This is a genomic window from Granulicella arctica (genome assembly GCF_025685605.1).
Lineage (GTDB): Bacteria > Acidobacteriota > Terriglobia > Terriglobales > Acidobacteriaceae > Edaphobacter > Edaphobacter arcticus.
The window spans coordinates 3536088-3559406 of the sequence record NZ_JAGTUT010000001.1 but is presented as its reverse complement, the minus strand read 5'-3'; the positions used below and the strand labels follow the sequence as shown (position 1 = coordinate 3559406).

Annotated in this window: 22 protein-coding genes; 14 read left to right on the top strand and 8 right to left on the bottom strand. The window is 59.7% G+C overall.

The window, feature by feature from the left end; genetic code table 11:
* The first annotated feature begins 126 nt into the window (after window positions 1–126).
* From OHL20_RS15185 to OHL20_RS15175, 3 genes are all read left to right on the top strand, one after another.
* Window positions 127–1785, top strand: a complete 1659-nt coding sequence (locus OHL20_RS15185; RefSeq protein ID WP_263384023.1) for a hypothetical protein — start codon at window positions 127–129, stop codon at window positions 1783–1785.
* Between the two features lie 179 nt (window positions 1786–1964).
* Window positions 1965–3122, top strand: a complete 1158-nt coding sequence (locus OHL20_RS15180; RefSeq protein WP_263384022.1) for an FUSC family protein — start codon at window positions 1965–1967, stop codon at window positions 3120–3122.
* 11 nt (window positions 3123–3133) lie between these two features.
* On the top strand, window positions 3134–3640 hold the full coding sequence (locus OHL20_RS15175; RefSeq protein ID WP_263384021.1) for a phosphatidylglycerophosphatase A family protein: 507 nt from the start codon (window positions 3134–3136) through the stop codon (window positions 3638–3640).
* A gap of 9 nt (window positions 3641–3649) precedes the next feature.
* On the opposite strand, the gene OHL20_RS15170 is transcribed toward OHL20_RS15175, so the two are convergent.
* The gene (locus OHL20_RS15170) at window positions 3650–4030 is read right to left on the bottom strand and encodes a VOC family protein (RefSeq protein ID WP_263384020.1); all 381 of its coding nucleotides are present in this window, start codon (window positions 4028–4030) and stop codon (window positions 3650–3652) included.
* Between the two features lie 244 nt (window positions 4031–4274).
* Entirely contained in the window at window positions 4275–4736 is a 462-nt protein-coding gene (locus OHL20_RS15165) for a hypothetical protein (protein WP_263384019.1), read from the bottom strand.
* A 197-nt stretch (window positions 4737–4933) separates the two neighbouring features.
* Here OHL20_RS15165 and OHL20_RS15160 point away from each other — a divergent pair, with 197 nt between their 5' ends.
* The 7 genes from OHL20_RS15160 (at window position 4934) to ftsY (ending at window position 11989) form a co-directional block, all read left to right on the top strand.
* Window positions 4934–6004 carry a Vgb family protein gene (locus OHL20_RS15160; RefSeq protein WP_263384018.1) on the top strand — a complete coding sequence of 357 codons (1071 nt, stop codon included), beginning with the start codon at window positions 4934–4936 and terminating at the stop codon, window positions 6002–6004.
* Window positions 6005–6207: 203 nt separating this feature from the next.
* Complete coding sequence (locus OHL20_RS15155) at window positions 6208–7404, top strand: PAS domain-containing protein (RefSeq protein ID WP_263384017.1); 1197 nt, start codon at window positions 6208–6210, stop codon at window positions 7402–7404.
* A 273-nt stretch (window positions 7405–7677) separates the two neighbouring features.
* On the top strand, window positions 7678–8943 hold the full coding sequence (locus OHL20_RS15150) for a competence/damage-inducible protein A (RefSeq protein WP_263384016.1): 1266 nt from the start codon (window positions 7678–7680) through the stop codon (window positions 8941–8943).
* Between the two features lie 42 nt (window positions 8944–8985).
* Window positions 8986–9597 carry a glycerol-3-phosphate 1-O-acyltransferase PlsY gene (plsY, locus tag OHL20_RS15145; RefSeq protein WP_263384015.1) on the top strand — a complete coding sequence of 204 codons (612 nt, stop codon included), beginning with the start codon at window positions 8986–8988 and terminating at the stop codon, window positions 9595–9597.
* Complete coding sequence (locus tag OHL20_RS15140; RefSeq protein WP_263384014.1) at window positions 9594–10586, top strand: NAD(P)H-dependent glycerol-3-phosphate dehydrogenase; 993 nt, start codon at window positions 9594–9596, stop codon at window positions 10584–10586. Before plsY ends, OHL20_RS15140 begins: the two co-directional genes overlap by 4 nt.
* Before the next feature lie 77 nt (window positions 10587–10663).
* Window positions 10664–10882, top strand: a complete 219-nt coding sequence (locus tag OHL20_RS15135) for a hypothetical protein (RefSeq protein ID WP_263384013.1) — start codon at window positions 10664–10666, stop codon at window positions 10880–10882.
* Between the two features lie 93 nt (window positions 10883–10975).
* A complete protein-coding gene (gene ftsY, locus OHL20_RS15130) occupies window positions 10976–11989 on the top strand; it encodes a signal recognition particle-docking protein FtsY (RefSeq protein ID WP_263384012.1) in 1014 nt (337 codons plus the stop codon).
* A 15-nt stretch (window positions 11990–12004) separates the two neighbouring features.
* On the opposite strand, the gene OHL20_RS15125 is transcribed toward ftsY, so the two are convergent.
* Window positions 12005–12511 (bottom strand): hypothetical protein, encoded by a 507-nt coding sequence (locus tag OHL20_RS15125; protein WP_263384011.1) that lies wholly within the window; start codon window positions 12509–12511, stop codon window positions 12005–12007.
* A 246-nt stretch (window positions 12512–12757) separates the two neighbouring features.
* Here OHL20_RS15125 and ribD point away from each other — a divergent pair, with 246 nt between their 5' ends.
* Both ribD and OHL20_RS15115 read left to right on the top strand, forming a co-directional pair.
* On the top strand, window positions 12758–13906 hold the full coding sequence (gene ribD, locus OHL20_RS15120) for a bifunctional diaminohydroxyphosphoribosylaminopyrimidine deaminase/5-amino-6-(5-phosphoribosylamino)uracil reductase RibD (RefSeq protein WP_263384010.1): 1149 nt from the start codon (window positions 12758–12760) through the stop codon (window positions 13904–13906).
* A 9-nt stretch (window positions 13907–13915) separates the two neighbouring features.
* Entirely contained in the window at window positions 13916–14578 is a 663-nt protein-coding gene (locus tag OHL20_RS15115) for a riboflavin synthase (RefSeq protein ID WP_263384009.1), read from the top strand.
* Here OHL20_RS15115 and OHL20_RS15110 read toward each other — a convergent pair.
* The 4 genes from OHL20_RS15110 to OHL20_RS15095 form a co-directional block, all read right to left on the bottom strand.
* Entirely contained in the window at window positions 14575–16623 is a 2049-nt protein-coding gene (locus OHL20_RS15110; RefSeq protein ID WP_263384008.1) for a putative bifunctional diguanylate cyclase/phosphodiesterase, read from the bottom strand. The two genes, OHL20_RS15115 and OHL20_RS15110, sit on opposite strands and share 4 nt — an antisense overlap.
* A gap of 300 nt (window positions 16624–16923) precedes the next feature.
* The gene (gene rho / locus OHL20_RS15105) at window positions 16924–18174 is read right to left on the bottom strand and encodes a transcription termination factor Rho (protein WP_263384007.1); all 1251 of its coding nucleotides are present in this window, start codon (window positions 18172–18174) and stop codon (window positions 16924–16926) included.
* 181 nt (window positions 18175–18355) lie between these two features.
* Window positions 18356–18577, bottom strand: coding sequence for a DNA-directed RNA polymerase subunit omega (locus tag OHL20_RS15100; protein WP_263384006.1), 222 nt, complete (start codon window positions 18575–18577; stop codon window positions 18356–18358).
* Window positions 18578–18931: 354 nt separating this feature from the next.
* Window positions 18932–20524 (bottom strand): YifB family Mg chelatase-like AAA ATPase, encoded by a 1593-nt coding sequence (locus tag OHL20_RS15095; RefSeq protein WP_263384005.1) that lies wholly within the window; start codon window positions 20522–20524, stop codon window positions 18932–18934.
* A gap of 78 nt (window positions 20525–20602) precedes the next feature.
* Between OHL20_RS15095 and OHL20_RS15090 the strand changes: the two genes are divergently transcribed.
* Both OHL20_RS15090 and OHL20_RS15085 read left to right on the top strand, forming a co-directional pair.
* Window positions 20603–20956 (top strand): MmcQ/YjbR family DNA-binding protein, encoded by a 354-nt coding sequence (locus tag OHL20_RS15090; RefSeq protein ID WP_263384004.1) that lies wholly within the window; start codon window positions 20603–20605, stop codon window positions 20954–20956.
* 31 nt (window positions 20957–20987) lie between these two features.
* Window positions 20988–22478: an L-serine ammonia-lyase gene (locus OHL20_RS15085; protein ID WP_263384003.1), complete on the top strand. Its 1491-nt coding sequence runs from the start codon at window positions 20988–20990 to the stop codon at window positions 22476–22478.
* A 193-nt stretch (window positions 22479–22671) separates the two neighbouring features.
* Here the strand turns inward: OHL20_RS15085 and OHL20_RS15080 are convergent, their stop codons facing one another.
* Complete coding sequence (locus OHL20_RS15080) at window positions 22672–23292, bottom strand: hypothetical protein (protein WP_263384002.1); 621 nt, start codon at window positions 23290–23292, stop codon at window positions 22672–22674.
* Window positions 23293–23319 lie beyond the last annotated feature (27 nt).

Here is a 23319-nt window from a genome sequence, read left to right as displayed (position 1 = left end):
GATTTCTGGTAACCCGGAATGCTTTCCCGTTCACATTCAATCTGCTGTAACAATCGCCTCCCAAACGACTGCTAGCGTAAGTTCCGCGGCCCATCTCAGACGAGAGGTCGCTTTCCAGGAGAACCCATGCAGCCCAGTCGTTCCGTATCGTCGCGCCTTCTCGCCAAAGGCATCGCCACCCTCTCGTTCTGTGCCCTCATCCCCAGCCTCCCTGCCTTCGCACAGCAGTTCACGCCCGGCAATCTCGTCGTCAGCCGCAGCGTCTATGAGAGCAAGGCAAACACCGTCAAAGTTGGCACCATCCTCCCCCCGAACTGCGCAACCACCCTCGGCGCCTGCTCCGCATCGACCGGTGCGCCCTACAACGGCACCTATCCCCAGGTCTTCAACGATGTTCTCTATGACCCGGCCTTCGGCATCACCTCGAAGATCTACCTCGACCAGCTTGCCGTCGAGGGCACCCTTATCAACACGCTTGAGATCCCGAGCACCGGCAACAAGAAGCTCGTCACCAGCTTCAGCTCCAAGTCTGAGATCGGCCTCAATCTCTCCCTCGACAACAAGTTCATCACCTTCATGGGCTACGTCGCTGCGCCCAACACCGTAGACGTCTCCAACTCCAACACCCCCGGCGCGATCGACCCGACCAATCCAGACGGACAGGTTCCCACCTACCGCGCCGTCGCCCGCATCAACAAGGCCGGCGACCTCACCATCACTGAAACTGACGCCTACAGCGGCAACAACGGCCGCGTCGCCATCCTCAACAACTACGGCGGCGACGAGTTCTACTACACCGCCGGCAACGCTGGCGATGGAGCCAACCCCCAGCCCTACGGCGTCGTCGCCGGAGCAGGCGCGCAGATCATCACCCCCGTCACGGGCAGCGAAGTTCCCCAGGCTCCCGGCCTCCCCACCCCCGTCGCCAGCTTTAGCATCGCCCAGCTCGGCGTCGCTGCAGACAAGATCGGCAAAGACGATAACTTCCGCGGCATGACCGTCTTCAACAACGTCCTCTATTACACCAAGGGCAGCGGCAGCAACGGGGTCAACACCGTCTACTTCGTCGACACCGTAGGCGGCGCCTGCCCCAACGGCATCGGTCTTCCTAAGCCTGGTGCACCGCTTCCAACTACCTCAATCCCGTATAGCACGACCACCCTCGCCACCACCGGCCTACCCAGCAACATGTGCATCCTCGCAGGCTTCCCATCCACCCCAGCCAAGACGGCCAAGACCCCGAGCTTCCCCTTCGGCCTTTTCTTCGCCAACGAAAACACCCTCTACGTAGCGGATGAAGGCAACGGTACTTTCAGCGGAACCACCCCCTACGCTGCTGCCGCCGCACAGACCACCGCTGGCCTCCAGAAGTGGGTCTTCAACCCCCAGACACAGCTCTGGAGCCTTGCCTACACGCTGAACTCCGGCCTGAAGCTCGGCATCCCCTACACCGTCGCCAACTATCCCACCGGAAACAACCCCGCAACCAACCTGCCATGGGCCCCGGCCACTGACGGCATCCGCAACATCGCCGGTGCTGTCGGAGTTGAGGGCACGGTCGCTGTCATCTACGCCATTACCTCAACCGTCAGTGGCGGCGGTGATCAGGGTGCCGACCCCAACAAGCTCGTAGCCTTCGCTGATCTCATTTCAAACACCAGCCCCGCTGTCGGAGCCCTTATGCCCTTCATGGAGATCAAGGATGCAGGCTTCGCTGAAGTCCTTCGCGGCGTCACCTTCACCCCCGGAACCGTACCCGCAAAGCTGAAGCTATTCCACCAGTAACGTCGACCTGCAATCTCTTTCTAACGGCGGCCCACATAGGGTCGCCGTTCTTTCTTGCCGAGCATCCACATACCGTCATCCTGAGCGAAGTCGAAGGACCTGCGGTTGCCTTCGCCACCGAACGGAACCTGCATCGGCGCTTACCGTCTCAACCCAAGGCATCATAGAAAATAGACACAGTGGCCACCACACCTTCCACCCCGCCCGTCGCCCAGGTCGCCCATCACGGCTACTTCGCCGACCTGTACACCTTCGACTGGACCCACCTCTACCTCCGCGTTCCGCTCATCTGCTCCATCTCCATCGCCCTCTGCCTCGTCACAGGCGTCCTCGTCGGCCATCCCTCCGCAGGCCTCATCGCCGGTGGAGGAGCCATGACCGTAGGCTTCGGCATCAACCAGCGCATTGCCGACTCCCGCCTCTGGCCCATGATCGCCGCCACCATCGTCATGTTTCTCTCGACCGTCGCCGGCATGATCGTCGGCCATCGCGGCCTCACCCTCCTCGCCGCAGCCGCCGCATGGAGCTTCATCTACGGCCTCCTCACCGCCCGCGCCGCCGGAATCAGTTGGGTCGGCCAGCAGGCCGTCGTCACCCTCCTCGTCACCTCCGCCTTCCCCGCAGACCTCTACCACGCCTTCATCCGCGGCCTCCTCATCCTCCTCGGCGGAGGCCTCCAGATTCTCGTCACCAGCCTCTTCCTCAAGCTCCTCCCCGAGTTGAAGAACAATCTCCTGCAACTCCCCTACGCCGGTGGCGTCAGCGTCAACCACCTCCTCCACATCGAGGAGCCCGACCGCATCGACCGCCGCACCCTCCTCACCCAACTCCGCGCCATTCCCAAAGCGCTCCCACGCCTCAGCCAGGCCACCAGCTTCGGCTACGCCCTCCGTCTCGCCATCACCGTCACCCTCGCGGCAGAGGTCTACCGGCGCGCCGGAGTTCAGAGCGGCTACTGGATTCCCATGACCGCGCTCCTCGTCCAGAAGCCCGCCTTCTTCGAGACCCTCACTCGCGCCCTCCTCCGCATCGGCGGAACCCTCGTCGGCGCCGTCCTCTCCACCTTCTTCCTCGTCCACATCCACCCCGACCCCATCTACCTCGCCATCCTCGCCGCCGCCTTCGCCTTCTGCGCCTACGCCACCAACACCGTCAACTACGGTCTCTTTACCCTCTGCCTCACCTCGTACATCGTCTTCCTGCTCTCCCTCAACCAGCTTCCCGGAGCCCTCATCGCCCATCGCCGCGCCGTCTGCACCATCACCGGCGGCCTCATCGCCCTCGCCATCCACCTCGACGCCCTCCGCCGCCACAAAGAACAACCCGCCGCCACGTAGACTAAAGCTTCATGGCCAAACAGACACCCCTAACAACCCTCCCCAAAATCCGCACCACCTGGGCCTGGCTAGTCGGCACCTTCTTCGGAGCAGGCCTCCTCCGCCCCGGCCCCGGCACCTACGGCTCCGTAGCCGCCGTCCTCCTCTGGTTCGGAGTAGCCCACACCCTCCACCCCACGCCGCTCCAACTCACCCTCGGCACCATCATCGCCGCGCTGGCCGCAACCCTCATTGGCATCCCCGCCGCCACCATCGTCGCCCGTGAATCAGGCCGCGACGACCCCGGCCACGTCGTCATCGACGAGGTAGCCGGTCAGCTCATCGCGCTCATCGCCATCCCCGCCGACTGGCGACACGCCGCCCTCTCGCTCCTCCTCTTCCGCCTCTTCGACATCCTCAAGCCGCCGCCCGTCCGCCAGCTCGAGCGCCTCCACGGCGGCACCGGCATTATGCTCGACGACGTAGCCGCAGGCATCCTCGCCCTCGCCTGCGCCCACATCGCCTTGCTCTTCCTCTAAGCGAATTCCCTAGACCTCAGCCCGCGCAACCTCACTCATCAACCCAATCACGTTCTCATCCGGATCCTTCAAAAACGCCATCCACAGATCATGCCCCGGCATCTTCGCCACAAGATGCGGCGGCGCAACAAACGTCACCCCGCCCGCCGCCAGCGCGCCATGCGACTCCTGAATGTCCGCAACCTTGAAGTAGAGAATCGTGCCCGCAGCCACAAACGGCTTCCCCGCCTCAGCCGTCCCAATCATTAGCCGGACCGATCCGCACTGAAAGAACACCATGCTTCCGGCATCAAACAAAAACTTCATTCCCAGCACATGCTGGTAGAAGTCCTTAGCTTGCGCCAGATCCCGCACCACAATGCCGACCTGCCCTATCGTCTCCAGCCCCATCACCCCTCCGATCAATCAACTACACGAAGTCCGGCGTCATTCCAGAAAGAAGCCCCGACAACCGAAGTTGTCGGGGAAAGCTTACAGGATGTCGCCTACGCGGAGAACTGTATGTTCCAGGTCGATCGAGAGCATGAAACGCGATGCGCTCTAGCGTCGGCCGAAATGGAACACGATACCGCTGTCCGCATACCCAACCCCACTGGAATCGCTCGCCTCAGACCCAATATCTAGTGCGCGGATGTCAATCGAGTGTGACGGGAATATCGAGACCGAATGCAAAGATGGCAGCGCCGTTGGTATAGGTCCCGGGACGAACTTCATCGGTCACCAACTCAGCATTGGTAGAGGTCCTGAGCACACCTCCGCCGATCTCGAAGTAAGGCCTGAGTGGCACATGATGGGGTACAAAGCCGACGCGAAGAGCGACCGCGCTGGCCATGCCGCCCTTCGCACCCGGACTCTCGGCCAGCCGCACGTCAACACCCACCGTGACCCGGCTCTCGATCGGAAAGTTGTAGAAGGCTCCAACAACAAAGCCCGGCGCACCCGACTTGAAGGAAAGAGTTGAGGAGTTGACAGGTTTCAGCCCGTATCTGGCGACCGCGCCGGTACCGTAAACGGAGATCTGGGCACTCGCAGTTGACGTAAGAGGAAGAGCGGAGAACAGGCAGAAAGGAAGCCATAGTGACAACAGACGTGACATTAGGCCTCAAATAATTTTGAAAGGTAGGAGCGCCTTCGAGGATACCAGCACCCTCTTCACGAGCTTCCCTGATGCCGCCTATCCGGAAAACAGGCTCCACGGACCTTGCGCTGCACCCCCCGCACCAATAATCCGTTTCGTTCGCGCCAGGCTGTGCAAGCCGCGTAGGCCTCTTCGCCTGCCGTAAACTAGATCCAATGCCATCGCTCTTCCATCACGAGCCCAGCCCCACCGCGCCGCACATCGACCACGTCCACCCGCACGCCGCCATGCCCGGAGGCGAGGTCGCCCTCCACGGTAGAAATCTTGGTGCCCCGAATGCCAGCACCGACGCACTCCCCTCCGCCAATATCGGCGACACCCCCGCCCGCACCACCTTCAGCCGCAGCTCCCAGGCCATCCTCCGCATCCCCGAGGGCTCCATCTCGGGAGACGTCGTCCTCCACCGCAATGGCGAAGCCAGCAATCCTGTGCAGCTTCGCGTCGCCGTCCCCATGGCCGAAAACCTGCACCCCGTCGCCAACCCCGCAGTCGATCTCGATGGCAACGTCTACGCCACCCTCTCCGGCTCGCGCGGTCAGCAGATGCCCGTCTCCATCTTCAAGATCGAGCGCGACTTCCAGCTCCGCCCCTTCGTCCGCGACCTCCTCAACCCCACCGGCCTCGCCTTCGACCCCGACGGCTACCTCTACACCAGCTCCCGCGCCGAAGGCACCATCTACCGCGTCTCCCCCGGCGGCGCCGTCTCCACCTACGCCGAGGGCCTCGGCCTCGCCACCGGCATCGCCTTCGACCGCGACGGCAACCTCTTCGTCGGCGACCGCTCCGGCACCATCTTCAAGATCGGCAAACCCGACTCCATGGGAGCCAGCGGCGAGATCTTCGTCTTCGCCACCCTCGAGCCCTCCTTCGTCGCCTACCACCTCGCCTTCAACGACGCCGGCGACCTCCTCGTCACCGGACCCACTACCTCCTCCAACCAGGCCATCCACTCCATCGACCGCGACGGCAACATCACCGTCTTCTACCAGGGACTAGGCCGCGCCCAGGGCATGGCCTTCGATGTCGACGGCAACCTCTTCGTAGCCGCCAGCCTCCACGGCCAGCGCGGCATCGTTCGCGTCACGCCTACCCGCGAGGCCACCCTCGCCGTCTCCGGTCCCAACCTCATCGGCCTCGCCTTCCTCGAAGACGGCAACGCCACCCTCGCCACCCGCGACGCCCTCTTCCACATAGCCCTCGACATCGAAGGCCGCCGCCTTATCTAGTCGACTTTTCTCTTAGTTACGCCGCCTCTGCCATCAGCAAATTCTATGGCGGTGGATTGATTATTCATCCATCGTTTAGGGCGTACTATGTCTCCAAGCCGACAAAGCGAAACGTTAGTAACATCCTCCTCCGAGTCGCTAGAGCACTCTGCCCCTTTTTCTCCACTAGCACTGCACGTAACCGCATGGTAAGGAGGGCTGCTTTGAGAGTCGCCTTCGGGGTCACCGAGGACGGACGATTCTTCGTGAAGGCTGAGTTGGATTCCCAGAAGCCCTCTCACAAAGAACCACTTGCGCTCATCAGAACCTATGAAGATGAGGAAGCCTTCCTCCTGCGTCTGATCTCTGCAAACGTCGGCGTAGAAGACACGACGCGCCTGTTCTCCGCAATTCTCGAAACCGTCCGGAATCCGGCTTCCTCGCCTGACTGGCTGGACGTGAACTTTAGTTCGGACCAACTCGCCCTCCTCGGTCTTCGCGAACGCAGGTCGATGAGTCGTCGAGAGAACGACGAGGTTCTGCCCCCACCTCCCACCTCCGTCTTCGATCCGTTTCAAGTCAGTGGACTCTATGAACTCATGATCCAGGCGCCCATGCCCCTCCTCATGCTTGCCGGTCCGCAGCATCACTGCATCTTCATCAACCAACCCTTTGTTGCTCTCATCCGCCGGGATGCCTCCGATATTCTGGGCAAGCCCATTCGCGAAGCCTTATCCGACCTCAAAGGTCAACCCTTCTACAAACTGCTGGATAGCGTCTACGCATCAGGCAGGCCGTACGTCGGCAAAGAGGTCCCGACCACTCTTTTTAAAGGAAACGCAGCACGTGAGGAGAGCCTTTACTTCGACCTCATCTATCACCCCATCCGTAGCGTAGCAAGTAAAGTCACAGGAATCATGGTTCTCGCTGCCGAGGTCACCGACCATGTTCTGGGCCGTCAGACCAGTGAAAAGCGCGAAGCCCAACTCTACGATCAATGGGCTGAGCTCGACGCCGTCTATCGCAATGTCCCCATCGGCCTTGCTCTTCTGGATGCTAAAGACTTTCGATTTCTGCGCCTGAACGACAGACATGCGGAGATCCTGGGCTTGCCCGCCGAGGAGCTCCTCGGCAAAAAGGCCCTGAACCTGGCTTTCAACACGACCCCCTCCACGGAGCTTCGCGCCCTCCTCACAAGAGTCGCAGCCGGGGAGACGATCGAGAAACACGTCGTCGAAGGAAGGCTCATTGCCACGCCCCACACCCCTCGTCGCTGGCTGGTCAACTACGCTCCGGCACGTTCCGCGAACGGGACCGTCTACGGCATCACCGTTGCCTCGCTCGAAGTTCTCTTCACGGAGACTCCGGCCCCTCCCAAGAAACGCGCAGCACGGCAGAAGCCCTCGCCTCTGGCGAAGTGAAAGGGCTGGCGAAACGTGACCACCCTCGACACGCAATTGCCCGGTAGACTACAGGAGTAGGGAACTTGACAAACATCGCTCCCCTACACATGCTTGCCCCTGATCGCACCGCAACGTACTATTGCTTCGCCAGACTAAGTACCCACCTAAACCACCTGTTTTGAAGACTTTGGTGCTTGAGGTACAGGGGAGGGGGGTACCCCCGAACTCAGACAACACTCGCGTCAAACGCTCGTCTCACATCTGCTCGAAGGTCGCATCCAAACAAACATCATGATCGCTGAAATTATTGCCGCAGGCTCCGAGATGTTGACACCCTTTCGGCAGGACACGAACTCGCTCTATCTCACCGGCGAACTTAACACGCTCGGTGTCTCCGTAGCCTTTAAGACCATCGTCGGCGACAACATCGCGCATCTCACCGGAGCCGCAAAGGTCGCCATCGCACGAGCGGACATCGTCATCTTCTCTGGAGGTCTTGGACCAACCGAGGACGATCTCACCCGCGAAGCTGCAGCCGCAGCTCTCGGCATCACGCTTCGCCGCGACCCCGAAATCCTCACCGCCCTCTACAAGCGCTTCGCCGCTCGTCGCATGATCATGCCGCCAAACAACGCTCACCAGGCCGACGTTCTCGAAGGCGCAACCATCCTCGAGAACCGCAACGGAAGCGCGCCAGGACAATATCTCGACACCATCATCGACGGCCATCGCAAGATCGTCATCCTCCTTCCAGGTCCGCCGAAGGAGCTCAAAGGCCTCTTCGAAGAGGCATGCAAGCCGTTACTTGCCGCCAATCTTCCACCGCGCCATCTCGCCAAACGTCTCCTGCGCATGGCACTGATCCCCGAGTCGCAGGTCGACGCACGCACCGCGCCCATCTACAAAGAATATTCCGACATCGAGACGACCATCCTCGCCGGTTCCGCCGAGATCCAGCTTCACTTCCTCGCCGCCAAGCCGACACTCGAAGAGGCCGAAGCCCGCGTCAACGAACTCACCGCCAGGATCGAAGACGAGATGGACGATGCGATCTTCTCCTCCCAGGGCGAAAGCCTCGAGGAGGTCGTCCTCCTCATGCTCGGCATGCGACATCTCACCCTCGCGACAGCCGAAAGCTGCACCGGAGGTCTTCTCGCCCAGCGCCTCACCGCAATCGCCGGAAGCTCGCGCTACTTCCTGGGAGGAGCTGTCGTCTACTCCGACAACCTGAAGACCATCTTCGCCGACGTTCCAGCAGAAACCATCTCCACCAAAGGTCCAGTAAGCGCCGAGACTGCAATCGCGCTCGCAGAAGGCATCCGCAGCCGAACCGCAGCATCACTCGGCATCTCCATCACAGGCATCGCAGGTCCAGGTCCAGGAGCTCCAGGACCTGATGCCGACAAGCCAATCGGCCTCGTCTACATCGCCCTCGCCGACGGCCAGCAAACCAACGTCACCGAACTAAACCTCACCGGAGACCGCGAACGCATCCGCTGGTGGGCAAGTCAGCACGCTCTTGAACTGATCCGTCGTCACCTCCTTTCCGCGGCTTAACGCCACCCTGATGCTTCACTTGCTAAACTGACACTCGACACAATGAACCCTTGGCTCACCTCTATCGCGATCGCCTACCTGCTTGGATCAATCCCTTTCGGGTATCTCCTCGTTCGCATCTTCCGCAAGCAGGACATCCGCACCTTCGGCAGCGGCAACATCGGAGCCACGAACGTTGCACGCTCCGGCGCAAAGGGTCTCGGTATCGCAACGCTCCTGCTCGATCTCGGCAAGGCCTTCGCAGCGGTGGTAATCGCCAGACACCTCGCACCCTCCAACTATGATCTCGCAGTCGCCGCAGCCATTGCAGCGATCCTTGGCCATTGCTTTCCCGTCTGGCTCGGCTTCCACGGAGGCAAAGGCGTTGCTTCCGCTCTCGGCGTCTTCCTTGCTCTCACCTGGCCAACCGCACTCGCCATCGTCGCCGTCTTTGCGATCATCGTCTTGCTTACCCGTTACGTCTCGCTCGCCTCTGTGATCGCCGCAGCAACGCTGCCGTTGTTCGCCTTCTACTTCGTGCCTTACCGCACCCCGATCGTCATCACAGGCTTCCTCGTGATCCCACTCATCATCATCGTGAAGCATCACGCCAATATCCGCCGTCTCCTCGCAGGTACTGAGAGCCGCTTCGGGTCCAGAAAGGCAGTAGCATGAGTCGCATATCCATCCTCGGAGCAGGTGCCTGGGGAACTGCCCTAGCCATCTCGCTCGCACGCCGAGGCGACCACGAGATCTGTCTCTGGTCCCATTCCACAGCTCTAGCCGAACAACTCCACGAACACGGCGAGAATCTGCCATACCTTCCCGGATATACGCTTCCCGCAGGCATCGGTGTCACCTCCGATCTCGTCGGCAGCATCTTCGAGGCAGACATCATCCTCTGCGTCACGCCCTCGCAGCACCTTCGCAGCACCATCACGCAGATCGCCCCACTCCTCACCAGCGACCAGATCCTCGTCAGCGCCTCGAAGGGAATCGAGGAGACGACCTTCCTCCGCATGTCCCAGGTAATCGCCTCCATCACGAACAATCCCTTCGCCGCTCTCGGCGGACCTTCCTTCGCCCAGGAGGTCGCTGCAGCCGCTCCCACTGCTGTCGTCGTGGCCTCGCTCGATCCCGCAGTCAGCCTGACCATCCAGCGCGAGTTCACCTCGCCCTCGCTCCGTCTCTACACCAACGACGATGTAGCCGGAGTAGAACTCGGCGGATCTCTCAAGAACGTCATCGCCCTCGCCGCCGGAGTCGTCCACGGCCTGGACCTGGGCCATAACTCCGCCGCAGCCCTCATCACGCGCGGTATTGCCGAGATCACCCGTCTCGCCATCGCCTGCGGAGGCCATCGCCAGACGCTCGCTGGACTTTCAGGAGTCGGCGACCTCGTCCTCACCTGTACCGGATCGCTCTCCCGCAACCGCTCCGTAGGCATCGAACTTGGTCGAGGCCGCCAGCTTTCGGACATCATCGCCGGCCTGCACGGCAAGGTAGCCGAAGGCGTCCGCAGCACCACCGCAGCGCTCGGCCTGGCCGCCCGCTACGCTGTAGACATGCCCATTACCAGCCAGATGGACGCCATCCTCCATCGCAACAAGAACCCCCGCGAAGCTATCCGCGAACTTATGTCCCGTCCTAACCGCGACGAATAGCACGTTAGAAGACGCAGGAAGATGCGGGACGGATAGGTCGATCTCTCGTGCTCGGGCGCAATCGCATCTAAACAGGAATGACCGAACCTACCTCCACCGCCGACTACCGCAAATATCCAAAAGGCCCGAACTTCCTACTGATCGTCATCCTATTCGCTGCGACGATCCTTGTTTTCTGCGTCGGAGCTTTCTTCTTCCTGAGCGACACCGGCCGAAAGCTCCTCCCAAGACTTCACCAGTCTCACCCGACCTCATTCGTCGCTCCTCAGACACCGTCCGGAACGATAGAAACTTAGGCGAGCACCCATTCGGCGTAGCGTGGCGTCTCCCACGGCAAACTCCGGCTTCGGAGGTTCCTCGCCAACCTCATCCGCTAAACTAGAAGCTCCATGGCCTTCAACCTCTTCGGCAAACGCAAACCAGAACCCGACCAGCCCACCGAACCCGAATTGACCCCGAGTCAGCCAGCCGAGCCGGAGCAGAGACGCGGCTTCTTCGACCGCATGAAGCAGGCGGTCACGCGCACCCGCGAGAGCCTCAACGACTCTCTCGGTGGCTTCATCGCCCTCACCCGAGAGGTCGACGAAAGCACCCTCTCCGATCTCGAGCCGCTCCTCCTTGCAGCCGACATAGGTGCTGCGACCTCCACGCAGATCATCGCCAATCTCCGCGAACGGGCACTGCGCGTCGGCATTGAAGGCGGCACCGAGCTCAAGCATCTCCTCAAGGCCGAGCTCAAACGGATCCTCGATGGCGTCGTTCAGCCCATTGCTCACCCCTCCCTGCCGCCTGAGGTCATCATGATGGTTGGCGTCAACGGTACCGGCAAAACGACTACCACTGGCAAGCTCGCCAACCTCCTCAGTACTGGGCTGGATAGCCGCACAGTGCTTCTCTGCGCTGCCGATACCTTCCGCGCTGCTGCCATCGAGCAGCTCGAAGTCTGGGCCACTCGCTCCGGCGTTCCACTCATCAAGACCAAGCAGGGCGGTGATCCCTCAGCCGCACTCTACGACGCCTGCACCGCAGCCAAGGCACGCGGAACCCAGGTTCTCATCGTCGACACCGCAGGCCGCCTCCACACCAAGACCGACCTGATGAAGGAGCTGGACAAGATGCGCCGCACCGCCGAGAAGCTTATCCCCGGCGCACCTCATCAGACTCTCCTCGTCATGGACGCTACGACCGGCCAGAACGGTCTCACGCAGGCCCGCCTCTTCACCGAGGCCGCGCACGTAACCGGGATCGTTCTCACGAAGCTCGACGGCACCGCAAAGGGCGGCATCGTCCTCGCCATCGCGACCGAACTCAAGCTCCCGGTTGTTTATGCGGGCATCGGCGAGAAGATTGAAGATCTCATCCCCTTCGACTCCACCAGCTTCATCGATTCCCTCCTCGACTAACTCGGGACCGATGAATTAGATCGTTGTCTTGGCTTCGACTGAGGTGACCTTGCCTGCGAAGGCGTACACCACGCGCCGATACCAGGTAGCTCCGATCCGCATCCAGAAGACAAAGCCTTCTCCAAGCCCAGAGGCCACCTGCGGATAGGCTGTCGCAGCAGGCGCAGGTATTCCGAGCTGCAGCGCGATGTTCGCAACCTGGTTCGCCACGGTATCCGCCGTATATCCGCTCGCTTGCGTCACGATATGCGCAAAGACCTTGTCATTGCCTACGCTGAAGACAGCAGAATGACACCCTGAAAAAGGCCCAGTCACCACCCAGCTGATTCCACCACCGCCCAATACGGTAGGCGTATAGGTTCCAAGTCCACGCTTGCTCATCTGGGCGATACCGGCTGAGACAGATGCTCCGTTGCCAACATACGGTATCCACAGGCCCTCCCCTGCAGCGTTCTTGCTGAGGGTCATCGTACCGGTCTTGGAGTCCCAGGCGGCGTCGATGCGATACGACTGCTCGCTCACCGAATCCAACACGCCTGTTGCAAAGGTTAGGTCCGATGGCCTTTGTAGATCACTAAAGCCTGGTGTAGCTTTTAAAAACTTGATGGAGACTGGAAAAAGTCCACGTTCCAATTTCTTATTGACATCACTTCCGTTCATCCTTGACCTCAATGGCAAACTTTACCATCTGCGAATGGGGAAGGCCGTAATAGCACAAATGGCCAATTGGGCAAGACAGGATAGTGTTTCGTTGAAGGTTCTCCGCCGATGAGTGACGATCGCCAGTTCATGCAGCAGGCCCTCAACCTAGCCGCCGCGACCGCCGCCCTTGCTTCGCCTAATCCGCAGGTAGGCTGTGTCTTGGTCCGTGGTGAAAAAGTCATCGGCGAAGGTGCACACCTCTTCGAACAACGAGACCACGCCGAGATAGCCGCCCTCAAACATGCCGCTGCCAAGGGCCACACCGTAGGCGGTGCGACAGCCTACGTCACCCTCGAGCCCTGCAGCCATCACGGCCGCACTGGCCCCTGTGCCGATGCCCTCATCGCCGCCGGTATCGCGCGCGTAGTCGTCGGGACGCAAGACCCAAACCCCCTCGTCAGCGGTCAAGGCATCGTCAAGCTCCGCGATGCAGGCATTCAGGTGACGATCGGCGTGCACGAACAGCACGCTCGGAATCTCATCGAAGCCTTCGCCCACTTCATCCAGCACGGCACTCCATTCGTGACCCTTAAAGCAGCGCTTTCCGTCGACGGCAAGCTCGCTCCCCCACCCGCCGCCCGCACGGGCACCCAACCCTTCTGGCTCACCGGCCCTGCTGCTCGCGCCGAGGTCCAGCAGCTTCGCCACAGCACCGACGCCATCCTCACAGGTATCGGCACCGTCTTGGCCGACGATCCAGCTCTCACCGACCGCACCGGCCTTCCCCGCCGCCGTCCGCTCCTCCGCATCGTCCTCGACACCCACCTGCAAACGCCAATCCACTCCCAGTTGGTCCGCACCGCCAAGGAGGACCTCCTCATCCTCTGCGGCACCGGCGTGCCAACGCAACGCATTACCAGCCTTGAGTTAGCCGGCGCACAGGTCGAAGTCCTTCCCGAACACAACCGCCAGATCAGCCTCCCGGCCGTTCTCAAGCTACTCGGCCAACGCAAGCTCCTCAGCCTTCTGCTCGAGTGCGGCTCTCGCCTCAACGGAGCCTTCCTTACCCAAAACCTCGTTGACAAGGCCGTCCTCTTTTACGCTGAGACGGAACTCGGTGATCATGCCATCCCGTTCGCTCAAGGCATCGCCTCCCCATTTCTCTTCGAGCAGTCGCTCACCCGCGTGAACCGCACCAGCTTCGGTCCCGACGCCTGCGTCACCGGCTATCTGCACGATCCCTGGATCTCCACTCCGTCGATAGAAATCCGCTAAGCTGAAAGCATGTTCACCGGCCTCGTCCAATCTGTAGGCACCATCCTCGGGCTCACTCCAACTGACGGAGCTACCCGGATCACCGTTGCCGCACCTACTCTCGCCGCGCACCTCAACACCGGCGACAGCATCGCCGTCAGCGGGGTTTGTCTCACTGCACTCAACATAGAACCCGATGCCTTCCCACCACGCTTCTCCGCAGATCTCGCAGCAGAAACACTGGCCCGCACGACGTTAGGCAACCTTCGCAAAGGCTACTCAGTCAATCTGGAGTTGCCCACGCCGGCTGGCTCACCCCTCGGCGGCCACGTCGTCCAGGGTCATGTCGATGGCACCGCCGTCCTGCTGGCGCTCGATCCCATTACACCGGGAACGGTCAACACCGATTGGCGGATGCGACTCCAGCTTTCCAGCGATCTCGCCCGCTTCGTCGTCGCCCAGGGATCCATCACCGTCGAGGGCATCTCGCTGACGGTCGCCTCACTAGATGAAAACATTGTCGAGATCGCGATTATTCCCCACACCTACGTCGCGACCAGCCTTCACACGCTCACACCGGGCGTCCTCGTCAACATCGAAACAGATGTGCTCGCGCGATATGCCGAGCGACACGACCATGCGCCTGACGGCTTCAAACTCACGGAGCAATACCTTATCGCCAATGGCTACTAGTGGACGATCGCAGCCAGCGGTGGGATAGAAGTGAGACCTATACCGAGCAAAGTCTCCTCGAACAACTTCTTATCCAGCTTTCCCTGTTCCCGCAGGAACGCCTCAAACAGCGCTGCATTCAGTGGCTTTGACAGGAGATATCCCTGCAGCTCGTCACAGCCGAGCTCGTTGAGCTTCTCGAGTTGCGTCATCGTCTCGACACCCTCAGCTACAACCGTCATATGGAGAGAGTGAGCCAAGGCGATCATCGCCGACACAATTGCCTGACTTTCTTCACCTTCATCGTCAAGAGCATTGATAAAAAAGCGGTCGATCTTCAATTGCTTTACACGAAATTGCTGCAGGTACGCCATGCTCGAGTAACCGATGCCAAAATCATCAAGAGCTATCTCGAACCCTGCCTTTTGGAATTGGCGGATGACTTCGCCCGCCATCGCAGGCTCCTTCATCGCAACACTTTCGGTTACCTCAAACATGATCCTGTGGGATTCGATCCCGTACTTACCGATAATCTCAAGGATTCGCTCGACATAGTGGGCCTGTCGCAATTGTTCCGGGGACAGATTAATTGCAACCTTCAGCGGAGCAAGTCCATGCTGTTCCCACTGCTTCATCTGGCGGCAGGCTTCGCCAACCACCCACTCGGAGATCTGCGCGATTTGGCCGGTCTGTTCAGCGATCGGAATAAAGTCCATTGGCGAAAGATCGCCTAGCTCCGGGTGCCTCCAGCGAATCAGTGCCTCCGCCCCAACCAGCTTGTTCTGTAAACCACCAAACTTGGGCTGAAAGGCCAGCGTGAACTGATCCTTTTCCAGGGCATCCGCCAAGCCTCGGTGAATGCGCAGTACTCGCGCCGAGGTGTCCGTCATCTCAGGATTGAAGAGGCGGTACGTGTTTCTTCCATGCTGCTTCGCGTCGTACATCGCCGTGTCGGCGCTCTTCAGCAGCGCCGATACGGTCAGGCCATCCTTAGGATAGGTCGCAACGCCCATCGACGCAGTCACGCGCAACGGCATTCCATGGATCACAAAGTCTTTCTGCATCCGCTCCAACACATTTGCAGCCACGGGCCCTATGTCGCTTAGATCGCCGACCCCTTCCAGCAGAATGACAAATTCGTCTCCCCCAAGCCTGGCCACAATATCGCCGTTGCGGACCCGATTCAATAACTCCCACGCCATCGACCGCAGCAGCTCATCACCCGCAGCATGGCCCATAAAGTCGTTAATCGTCTTGAAACCATCAAGATCGAGAAACATCAAGCTGAACGGTTGCGAGTTCTGCTCTGCGCGCAAAATGCGTTCATTCGTCAGCTCGATGAAGGAGTTTCGATTGGGAATGCCAGTAAGGGTATCAATAGTCGCAAGCACCTGAAGCCGCTTGTTGGCGTCTTCGAGGGAGAGATTCGAGCTCATCAGGAGACGATCGAACCGTGTCTCCAGGGTAGAGAGGATGAGCGTCATCACAAGTCCGCAAAGTGAGAAGACACAAACAATCGAAAACAGAGAATCAGTACTAAGCCCTTTCGTGACATCACTTGTGGCCGCCACCGGGAACACCACCGCGTTCATGCCAACGTAGTGCATTCCAGCGACAGCAACACCTAAGGCAACGGACCCAATGCAACGCTTCAAGAGGATGTAATGCTGCCGCTCGTCATCCAGCGCTAAAGCAATCCAGATAGCGGCCCACGAAAATACCAGGGCAATTATGACTGAAATCAGAACGAGAAGTGGACGATAGTGGAATGACGGCTGCAAGCGCATCGCCATCATCCCGACATAGTGCATGCCCGCGATTCCGAGTCCGATCAGCAGACCTGCCAGTGCAAGTCGGCCGATGGTCAGTTCCGAACGTGTCATTACATCTAAAGCGAAGTAGGAAATGACTACGGCAAGCAATAGCGAACAAGCCGTAATCCACGGGTCATAACTTATGCGCATCGGCATCTGCATCGCAAGCATGCCCACAAAATGCATCGACCAGATACCCAGCCCGAGTGCAATCGCCCCACCCACCAACCAGTGATACCGCGGGCCGCTCACGTCGATCAGTCGGATCCTGGCAGCCAGATCTAGCGATGTATACGAGGCGAGAACGGCAACAACTAAAGAAAGAAGCACTAAATAGTAGTTGTAAGTTCCATGCATCCAGCCGACCCCTTCCACGCTCCATAAGGTATGGGCAGCAATCCTCTATGTTACGAAAGTATCTAGGATTAATTGGTTGTATGCAAGTGCTTACATTCAATGTTTACAGGAATCTCGTGAATAAACGTGCCGACCCACAAAAGGAAAGGCGCGGCCAGATAGGCCGCACCTCTCGTTTCAGGTTTTCGAGCTACCTTACAGTGAACTCATATTGTGAAGGAATTCCTGATTATTTCGGGTCTTGGCCAGTTTGTCCGTCAACAACTCCATTGCCTCGACAGGTGATAGTGGATTCAAAACCTTACGTAGTATCCAGGTCCGCTGAAGGTCTTCCTTGGGGATCAGAAGCTCTTCTTTACGGGTACCGGAACGCTGAATGTCAATCGCCGGGAAGACACGCTTGTCGACCAGCTTCCGGTCGAGAATGACTTCCATGTTGCCCGTACCCTTGAACTCTTCAAAGATCACTTCATCCATGCGCGAGCCGGTGTCAACCAGGGCGGTGGCGATAATTGTGAGCGATCCGCCCTCCTCGATGTTACGAGCGGCACCGAAGAAGCGCTTCGGACGCTGCAGCGCATTCGAATCAACACCGCCTGAGAGCACTTTGCCCGAAGGTGGAACAATCGTGTTGTACGCGCGAGCCAGGCGGGTGATCGAATCAAGCAGGATCACTACGTCGCGCTTGTGCTCTACGAGACGCTTCGCCTTCTCGATCACCATCTCGGCGACCTGTACGTGGCGGGCTGCGGGCTCATCGAAGGTCGAAGAGATAACCTCTCCCTTGACCGAACGTTGCATATCGGTAACTTCTTCCGGACGCTCGTCAATCAGCAATACAATCAGCACCACTTCGGGGTGGTTGGCCGTAATGCTGTTCGCGATCGACTGCAACAGCATCGTCTTGCCGGTGCGCGGCGGAGCAACAATCAAGCCACGCTGTCCCTTGCCCACCGGAGTAAGCAGGTCCATCACACGGCCGGAGATGTGCTCACGAACCGTCTCCATCTTCACTCGTTCCTGCGCATAAAGCGGTGTCAGGTTGTCGAACAGAATTTTGTTACGCGTCTCTTCTGGCGATTCAAAGTTGATCGCCTCGATCTTGACCAGCGCGAAGTATTTCTCGCCCTCGTGGGGAGGACGCACATTGCCACTGATGGTGTCGCCCGTCTTCAGGTCGAACTTGCGGATCTGCGATGGCGAGACGTAAATATCGTCAGGTCCGGGCAGATAGTTGTAGTCAGGGGAGCGAAGAAAGCCATAGCCATCGGGCAGGATCTCAAGGACGCCCTCAGCAAAGATGTGCCCTTCTTTTTCGCTCTGCGCCTGCAGAATCTTGAAGATAAGGTCTTGCTTGCGAAGACCGCTGGTGCCCGCAATATCGAGTCCACGCGCAAGCTTGCTCAGCTCCGCGATGTTGTGCTCTTTCAGTTCAGAAATCGTCATGTTTTACCTGGGAATTTTGGAGGGAGGGTGTTTGGAACGGAGGCGAAATCTGCGTGACGAGGGGGTCGTGCGGAAGGCCGAAGCTCAGTGAAATGCAGAATGTTGACTGATGAATCTGAAGTGTACGGCAGATAGGTAACTGGAGCAATACAAATCTTGGGTGGGAAGAACTAGCCGCGCACTAAGCCGCGCGGCGTTCTTGAACTTGTACCTTCTCGACAGGTGCTTCGCTGCCCTCGTCCATGGGAACTGTGTCCTTAAAACGATCAAGGACCTCGTTCGTTGTGTCCTGAAGACGGGTGTTCGGCTTGTGCAGCTTACGGGTCGCCTTGGAAGCCAGCTGACAAAGCTGATAGCGATTCGTGACGTGCGTGAGTGCTCCAAAAATAAGATCTGAGCGCATAAGTGTCTCCTCTTTCTATCCTCGAAGAGGTCGCGCAGGATAGCCCACGCATACCTCGAATATCAACAGATACGGTGCAGCCTGAAGACAACTCACGTCAGGCTCACCATAACGATTAGACTCAATTTTTAGCGGGGCGACTCCAATTCCTGACCGGACCAACAAAATGCAGACCCGACGACGGAAAAGCAGCAATTCCTGCTCCTCGGCTAAGACTGTGCAAACTTCAGTGCAACAACCTCGACCTATTGGAAAGTAACCTGTCTGACAGATAAGGTCAATACTTATTTCGGGAACTTCCGATTATCGATATTCCAGAAATAGAATGTTCATCGACCAGCGGCCTTCCGCAACCTAGGACCAGTAACTCCGATCCAGCGTCCGATACTGAATCGCCTCCGCAATATGCTTTACCGCAATCGAGTCCGCACCTTCGATATCCGCAATCGTTCGCGCCACCTTCAGGATTCGGTCATGCGCCCGCGCGCTGAGTCCCTGCTGCTGCATCGCCCGCTCCAGTAACCGCTCCGCATCCGACGAAAGCTCGCAATACATCCGAATCTGCTGCGTGCTCATCTGTGCATTCGCGTACACCGGCTTCGATGCCGTCCGCGGTGTTCCCTTCGTTCGTTCAGCCCCCGCCTCGAACCGCTCCCGCTGCCTCTCCCGCGCCACCAGCACCCGTGCCCGAATCTCCGCCGATCCCTCAGCCGCCGACCCGCCCCGTAACTCCTTGTACTGCACCGCTGGCACCTCGATGTGGATGTCGATCCGATCCAGCAGCGGCCCCGACACCTTCGACACGTACCTCTGAATCATCGGCGGCGTACACATGCATTCCCTGCTCTTATCGTTGAAATAGCCACACGGACAAGGGTTCATCGCCGCTGCCAGCATGAATCGCGCCGGGAAGCACAGGCTCATCGCCGCTCGCGCGATCGTCACCATGCCATCCTCCAGCGGCTGCCGCAGCACCTCCAGCACGTTGCGCGGAAACTCCGGCAGTTCATCCAGAAACAGCAAACCGTTGTGCGCCAGCGACACCTCACCCGGCCGAGGCACAGCACCGCCCCCGATCAACCCTGCATCCGAGATGGTGTGGTGTGGTGACCGGAACGGCCGATGCGTCACCAGCCCCTGCTCCGCATCCAGCACTCCCGCCACCGAATGGATCTTCGTCGTCTCCAGCGCCTCCTCAAACCGTAGCGGAGCCAGAATCGACGGCAGCCGCTTTGCCAGCATCGTCTTCCCCGACCCTGGTGGTCCAATCATCAAAATGTTATGCCCACCCGCAGCCGCCACCTCGAGTGCCCGTTTCGCCACATGCTGCCCACGCACATCCTTGAAGTCGAACGGAAAGTGCTGCATCTCGTTCAGCAGCTCCGTCGTCTCCACCTTCAGCGGCACCGCAGTGATCGACCCAAACGCTGCCGAGTTCAGCAACTCCCGCACCTCCAGCAGGCTGCTCACCGGGTAAACGTTCACACCCTCCACAACAGCAGCCTCCCGAGCATTGCTTGCCGGAATCACCAGGTTCTTGATCCCCTTCGCCCGAGCAGCCACCGCAATCGGCAGCATCCCCTGCACCGCCCGCAGCTGTCCATCCAGCCCAAGCTCGCCCACCAGCAAAAAGTCACTTAGGTCCTTGATGTGAAGCGCCCCATACGCCCCGAGAATCCCAATCGCAATCGGCAGGTCGAACCCTGACCCTTCCTTCTTCAGGTCCGCTGGAGCAAGGTTGATCGTGATCCGCGTCGGCGGCATGTCAAACCCGGAGTTCTTGATCGCCGATCGCACCCGGTCGCGACTCTCTCGAACCGCCGCATCCGGCAGTCCCACCGTATGAAACTCCTCCTGGGCCGTCTTGATCCCCGAGTAGTCCACCTCGACGTCGATAATATGCGCGTCGATTCCATAAACGGCAGCGCTGCGAACTTTAAAAAGCATGGTTTGGCCTGATGATGCGATGAGGCAGTAGAGTGCCGCAAGTGTAGCATTACGTCTCCAGGAGGTTACTTCAAACCTATGCCTGCAGCCATCGCCCTCTTCCGCAAACTCGCTCTCAGCCTGCCTGACGCCATCGAGAGCTCTCACTTCAATCAGCCCGACTTCCGCATCAACAATCACATCTTCGCTACGCTTGCCGCGCAGGCGCGAGGCTGCGGCATGGTGAAACTGACGCCTGAGCAGCAGGCCGCCTTCATCGCGGAGTTACCCGGCATCTTCGAGCCTGTCCCCGGAGCGTGGGGTCTCGGCGGCGCCACGCTTGTCCACCTGGACGCGGTCGATGAAGCAACCCTGCTCGGCGCACTGACCACCGCCTATCACAACGTCGTAGCCAGGAAGAGCAGCAGCAAAGCGAAGCGGACTCCGCAATAGTCGGTGCCCAAACGCCTACAATCAAGCTGACGTGAACACTAGCCTCTTCGAACTCTTCAAAATCGGCATCGGCCCTTCCAGCTCCCACACCGTCGGTCCAATGCGAGCCGCCCTGCGCTTCGTCCAGACCCTCACCGAGGCCGATCTACTCCAGCGCACAAGCTCCATCACGGTCGATCTCTACGGCTCGCTCGCCCTCACCGGCATCGGCCACGGCACCGACGGAGCTATCCTCCTCGGCCTCCTCGGCGAAGCTCCCGACACCATCGACTCTGCAACGATCCCAACGCTGCTCGCCGCCATACGCACCACCGGCACGCTCACCCTCGGCGGCACCCAGCCCATCCGCTTCGTCGAGGCCGAACACCTGCACTTCAACCGTAGCCAGATGTATCCAACTCCGGGCGCCACCACTCATCCCAACGGCGTGAAGTTCTCCGCCTCCGACTCTTTAGGAACCTTACTCAGCGAAGGCATCTTCTACTCCATCGGCGGCGGCTTCATCCTCTCGCAGGCCGAGTACGAGATCCAGCAAAGCGCTAACGCTCCAGCCTCCACCCGCACAGTTCCCTACCCCTTCGCCAGCGCGCACGATCTCCTCACCACCGCCGCCACCAACAGTCTCACCATTGCCGAACTACTCCTCGCCAACGAGTGCGCCCTCCTCAGCGACTCAACCCTCAACATCAAACGCCCTGCCTTTCTTTCTGTCATTCCCGACGGGGACCTGCGTTTAAGAGACGCACCCACAACCTCCGAAGATAAAATCCGCTCCGGCATCCTGGCTCTCTGGCAGGTCATGCGCGAAAGCACCGAACGCGGCATCGCCACCGAGGGCATTCTCCCTGGAGGCCTCAACGTTCGCCGCCGCGCGCACCGACTCGCGGAACGTCTCAACACCATAGGCTCAACCGACCCGCTGGCTCCCATCGACTGGGTCACCGTCTTCGCCATGGCCGTCAACGAAGAAAATGCCGCAGGTGGCCGCGTCGTCACCGCCCCAACCAACGGAGCAGCCGGTGTCATCCCCGCCATCGCTCACTATTACTTACGCTTCACCGAAGGCTCCGCCGAAGAGAAGGAAGCAGGCCTCATCCGCTACTTCCTCACCGCCGCCGCCATCGGCATCCTCTATAAAGAGAACGCCAGCATCTCCGGCGCTGAAGTGGGCTGCCAGGGCGAAGTAGGCGTAGCCTGCAGCATGGCCGCAGGAGGGCTGGTCGCCGCCCTCAACGGCACCAACGCCCAGATCGAGCACGCCGCCGAGATCGCCATGGAGCACAACCTTGGCATGACCTGCGATCCCATCGGAGGCCTCGTCCAGATCCCCTGCATCGAACGCAACGGCATGGGCGCCGTCAAAGCCATCAACGCCTCCCGTATGGCCATGCACGAGACCGGCGACCACAAACTCTCGCTCGATCAGGTCATCGCCACCATGTACCAGACCGGCCTTGACATGCAATCCCGCTATAAAGAAACCTCACTAGCCGGCCTCGCCCTCAACATCATCGAGTGCTAGCTGCAAAGAATCAGCCGAGTGCACCCCACCCAAAGCTGTCATCCTGAGCGAAGCCGAAGGACCTGCGCTTACCCTTGCCTTTCTTTCTCTCATTCCCAAAGGAACCTGCGTGTGCTCGTTCCAGGTCATCTCGCAGAGATCTTCGTTGCACCTGCAATCGCCGTTCACCTCACTTATCGACAGCTAGACTCCATCACGGCAGCGCAACCGTCTCCTTCAGCGCAACGTTGATTGTCGTCCCGGTAGCATCCGGCACAAAGTGCATCGTCACCACAGATCGCTTGCCACAAGCCCGCACCGTCCACTTCTCCACCCAGGGAAGCTTCGGTCCACTCGGTTCCCCATCCGGCAGCACAGTATCCAGGACCTCTGCCATACACCCTTGTCCCGCGCCAGCGCCAACGGCCGCATACTGCACCCCGTCGCGCTGTAGAACCGCACTTGCATACGAGTGACCCGGAAACAGCGAAAGCACCTGCGACTTACCGTCGCGAATGACGACTGAAGCGTTATAGAGTCGCTTTTCTCCGCAAGCCGTTCCCTCCGTAGTCTCCCTCCAATGACCTGACACGATGGAACCGTTCGCATCCGTCACAAAAGGTCCAAGCACCTTGGCGTCGCTCGTGTTCATGTTTACGTCAACTTTAGGGCAGTGTGTCGACAACGAGGTCTCGTAACTCGTGTACGTTTCCAGCACCGCCCTGCGATAGGACTCACTGCTGCGAGTGGCCTCATAGACACGTGGGGCATCCTGCTGCGCACTCGCTGCCGCAACCCCAGACGCCACAATCAAAGCAAGCAAAACCATCCGCATAGACACTCCATTGATCACACCGAAACA

What these genes read in the sequence shown, in the direction of transcription:
- ftsY (WP_263384012.1), top strand. Translation starts at nt 10,976, where the DNA reads ATGGCCTTCAACCTCTTCGGCAAACGCAAACCAGAACCCGACCAGCCC.
- OHL20_RS15185 (WP_263384023.1), top strand. Translation starts at nt 127, where the DNA reads ATGCAGCCCAGTCGTTCCGTATCGTCGCGCCTTCTCGCCAAAGGCATC.
- OHL20_RS15160 (WP_263384018.1), top strand. Translation starts at nt 4,934, where the DNA reads ATGCCATCGCTCTTCCATCACGAGCCCAGCCCCACCGCGCCGCACATC.
- OHL20_RS15170 (WP_263384020.1), bottom strand. Translation starts at nt 4,030, where the DNA reads ATGGGGCTGGAGACGATAGGGCAGGTCGGCATTGTGGTGCGGGATCTG.
- OHL20_RS15135 (WP_263384013.1), top strand. Translation starts at nt 10,664, where the DNA reads ATGACCGAACCTACCTCCACCGCCGACTACCGCAAATATCCAAAAGGC.
- OHL20_RS15080 (WP_263384002.1), bottom strand. Translation starts at nt 23,292, where the DNA reads ATGCGGATGGTTTTGCTTGCTTTGATTGTGGCGTCTGGGGTTGCGGCA.
- ribD (WP_263384010.1), top strand. Translation starts at nt 12,758, where the DNA reads ATGAGTGACGATCGCCAGTTCATGCAGCAGGCCCTCAACCTAGCCGCC.
- OHL20_RS15100 (WP_263384006.1), bottom strand. Translation starts at nt 18,577, where the DNA reads ATGCGCTCAGATCTTATTTTTGGAGCACTCACGCACGTCACGAATCGC.
- OHL20_RS15175 (WP_263384021.1), top strand. Translation starts at nt 3,134, where the DNA reads ATGGCCAAACAGACACCCCTAACAACCCTCCCCAAAATCCGCACCACC.
- OHL20_RS15140 (WP_263384014.1), top strand. Translation starts at nt 9,594, where the DNA reads ATGAGTCGCATATCCATCCTCGGAGCAGGTGCCTGGGGAACTGCCCTA.
- OHL20_RS15090 (WP_263384004.1), top strand. Translation starts at nt 20,603, where the DNA reads ATGCCTGCAGCCATCGCCCTCTTCCGCAAACTCGCTCTCAGCCTGCCT.
- rho (WP_263384007.1), bottom strand. Translation starts at nt 18,174, where the DNA reads ATGACGATTTCTGAACTGAAAGAGCACAACATCGCGGAGCTGAGCAAG.
- OHL20_RS15150 (WP_263384016.1), top strand. Translation starts at nt 7,678, where the DNA reads ATGATCGCTGAAATTATTGCCGCAGGCTCCGAGATGTTGACACCCTTT.
- OHL20_RS15165 (WP_263384019.1), bottom strand. Translation starts at nt 4,736, where the DNA reads ATGTCACGTCTGTTGTCACTATGGCTTCCTTTCTGCCTGTTCTCCGCT.
- plsY (WP_263384015.1), top strand. Translation starts at nt 8,986, where the DNA reads ATGAACCCTTGGCTCACCTCTATCGCGATCGCCTACCTGCTTGGATCA.
- OHL20_RS15095 (WP_263384005.1), bottom strand. Translation starts at nt 20,524, where the DNA reads ATGCTTTTTAAAGTTCGCAGCGCTGCCGTTTATGGAATCGACGCGCAT.
- OHL20_RS15115 (WP_263384009.1), top strand. Translation starts at nt 13,916, where the DNA reads ATGTTCACCGGCCTCGTCCAATCTGTAGGCACCATCCTCGGGCTCACT.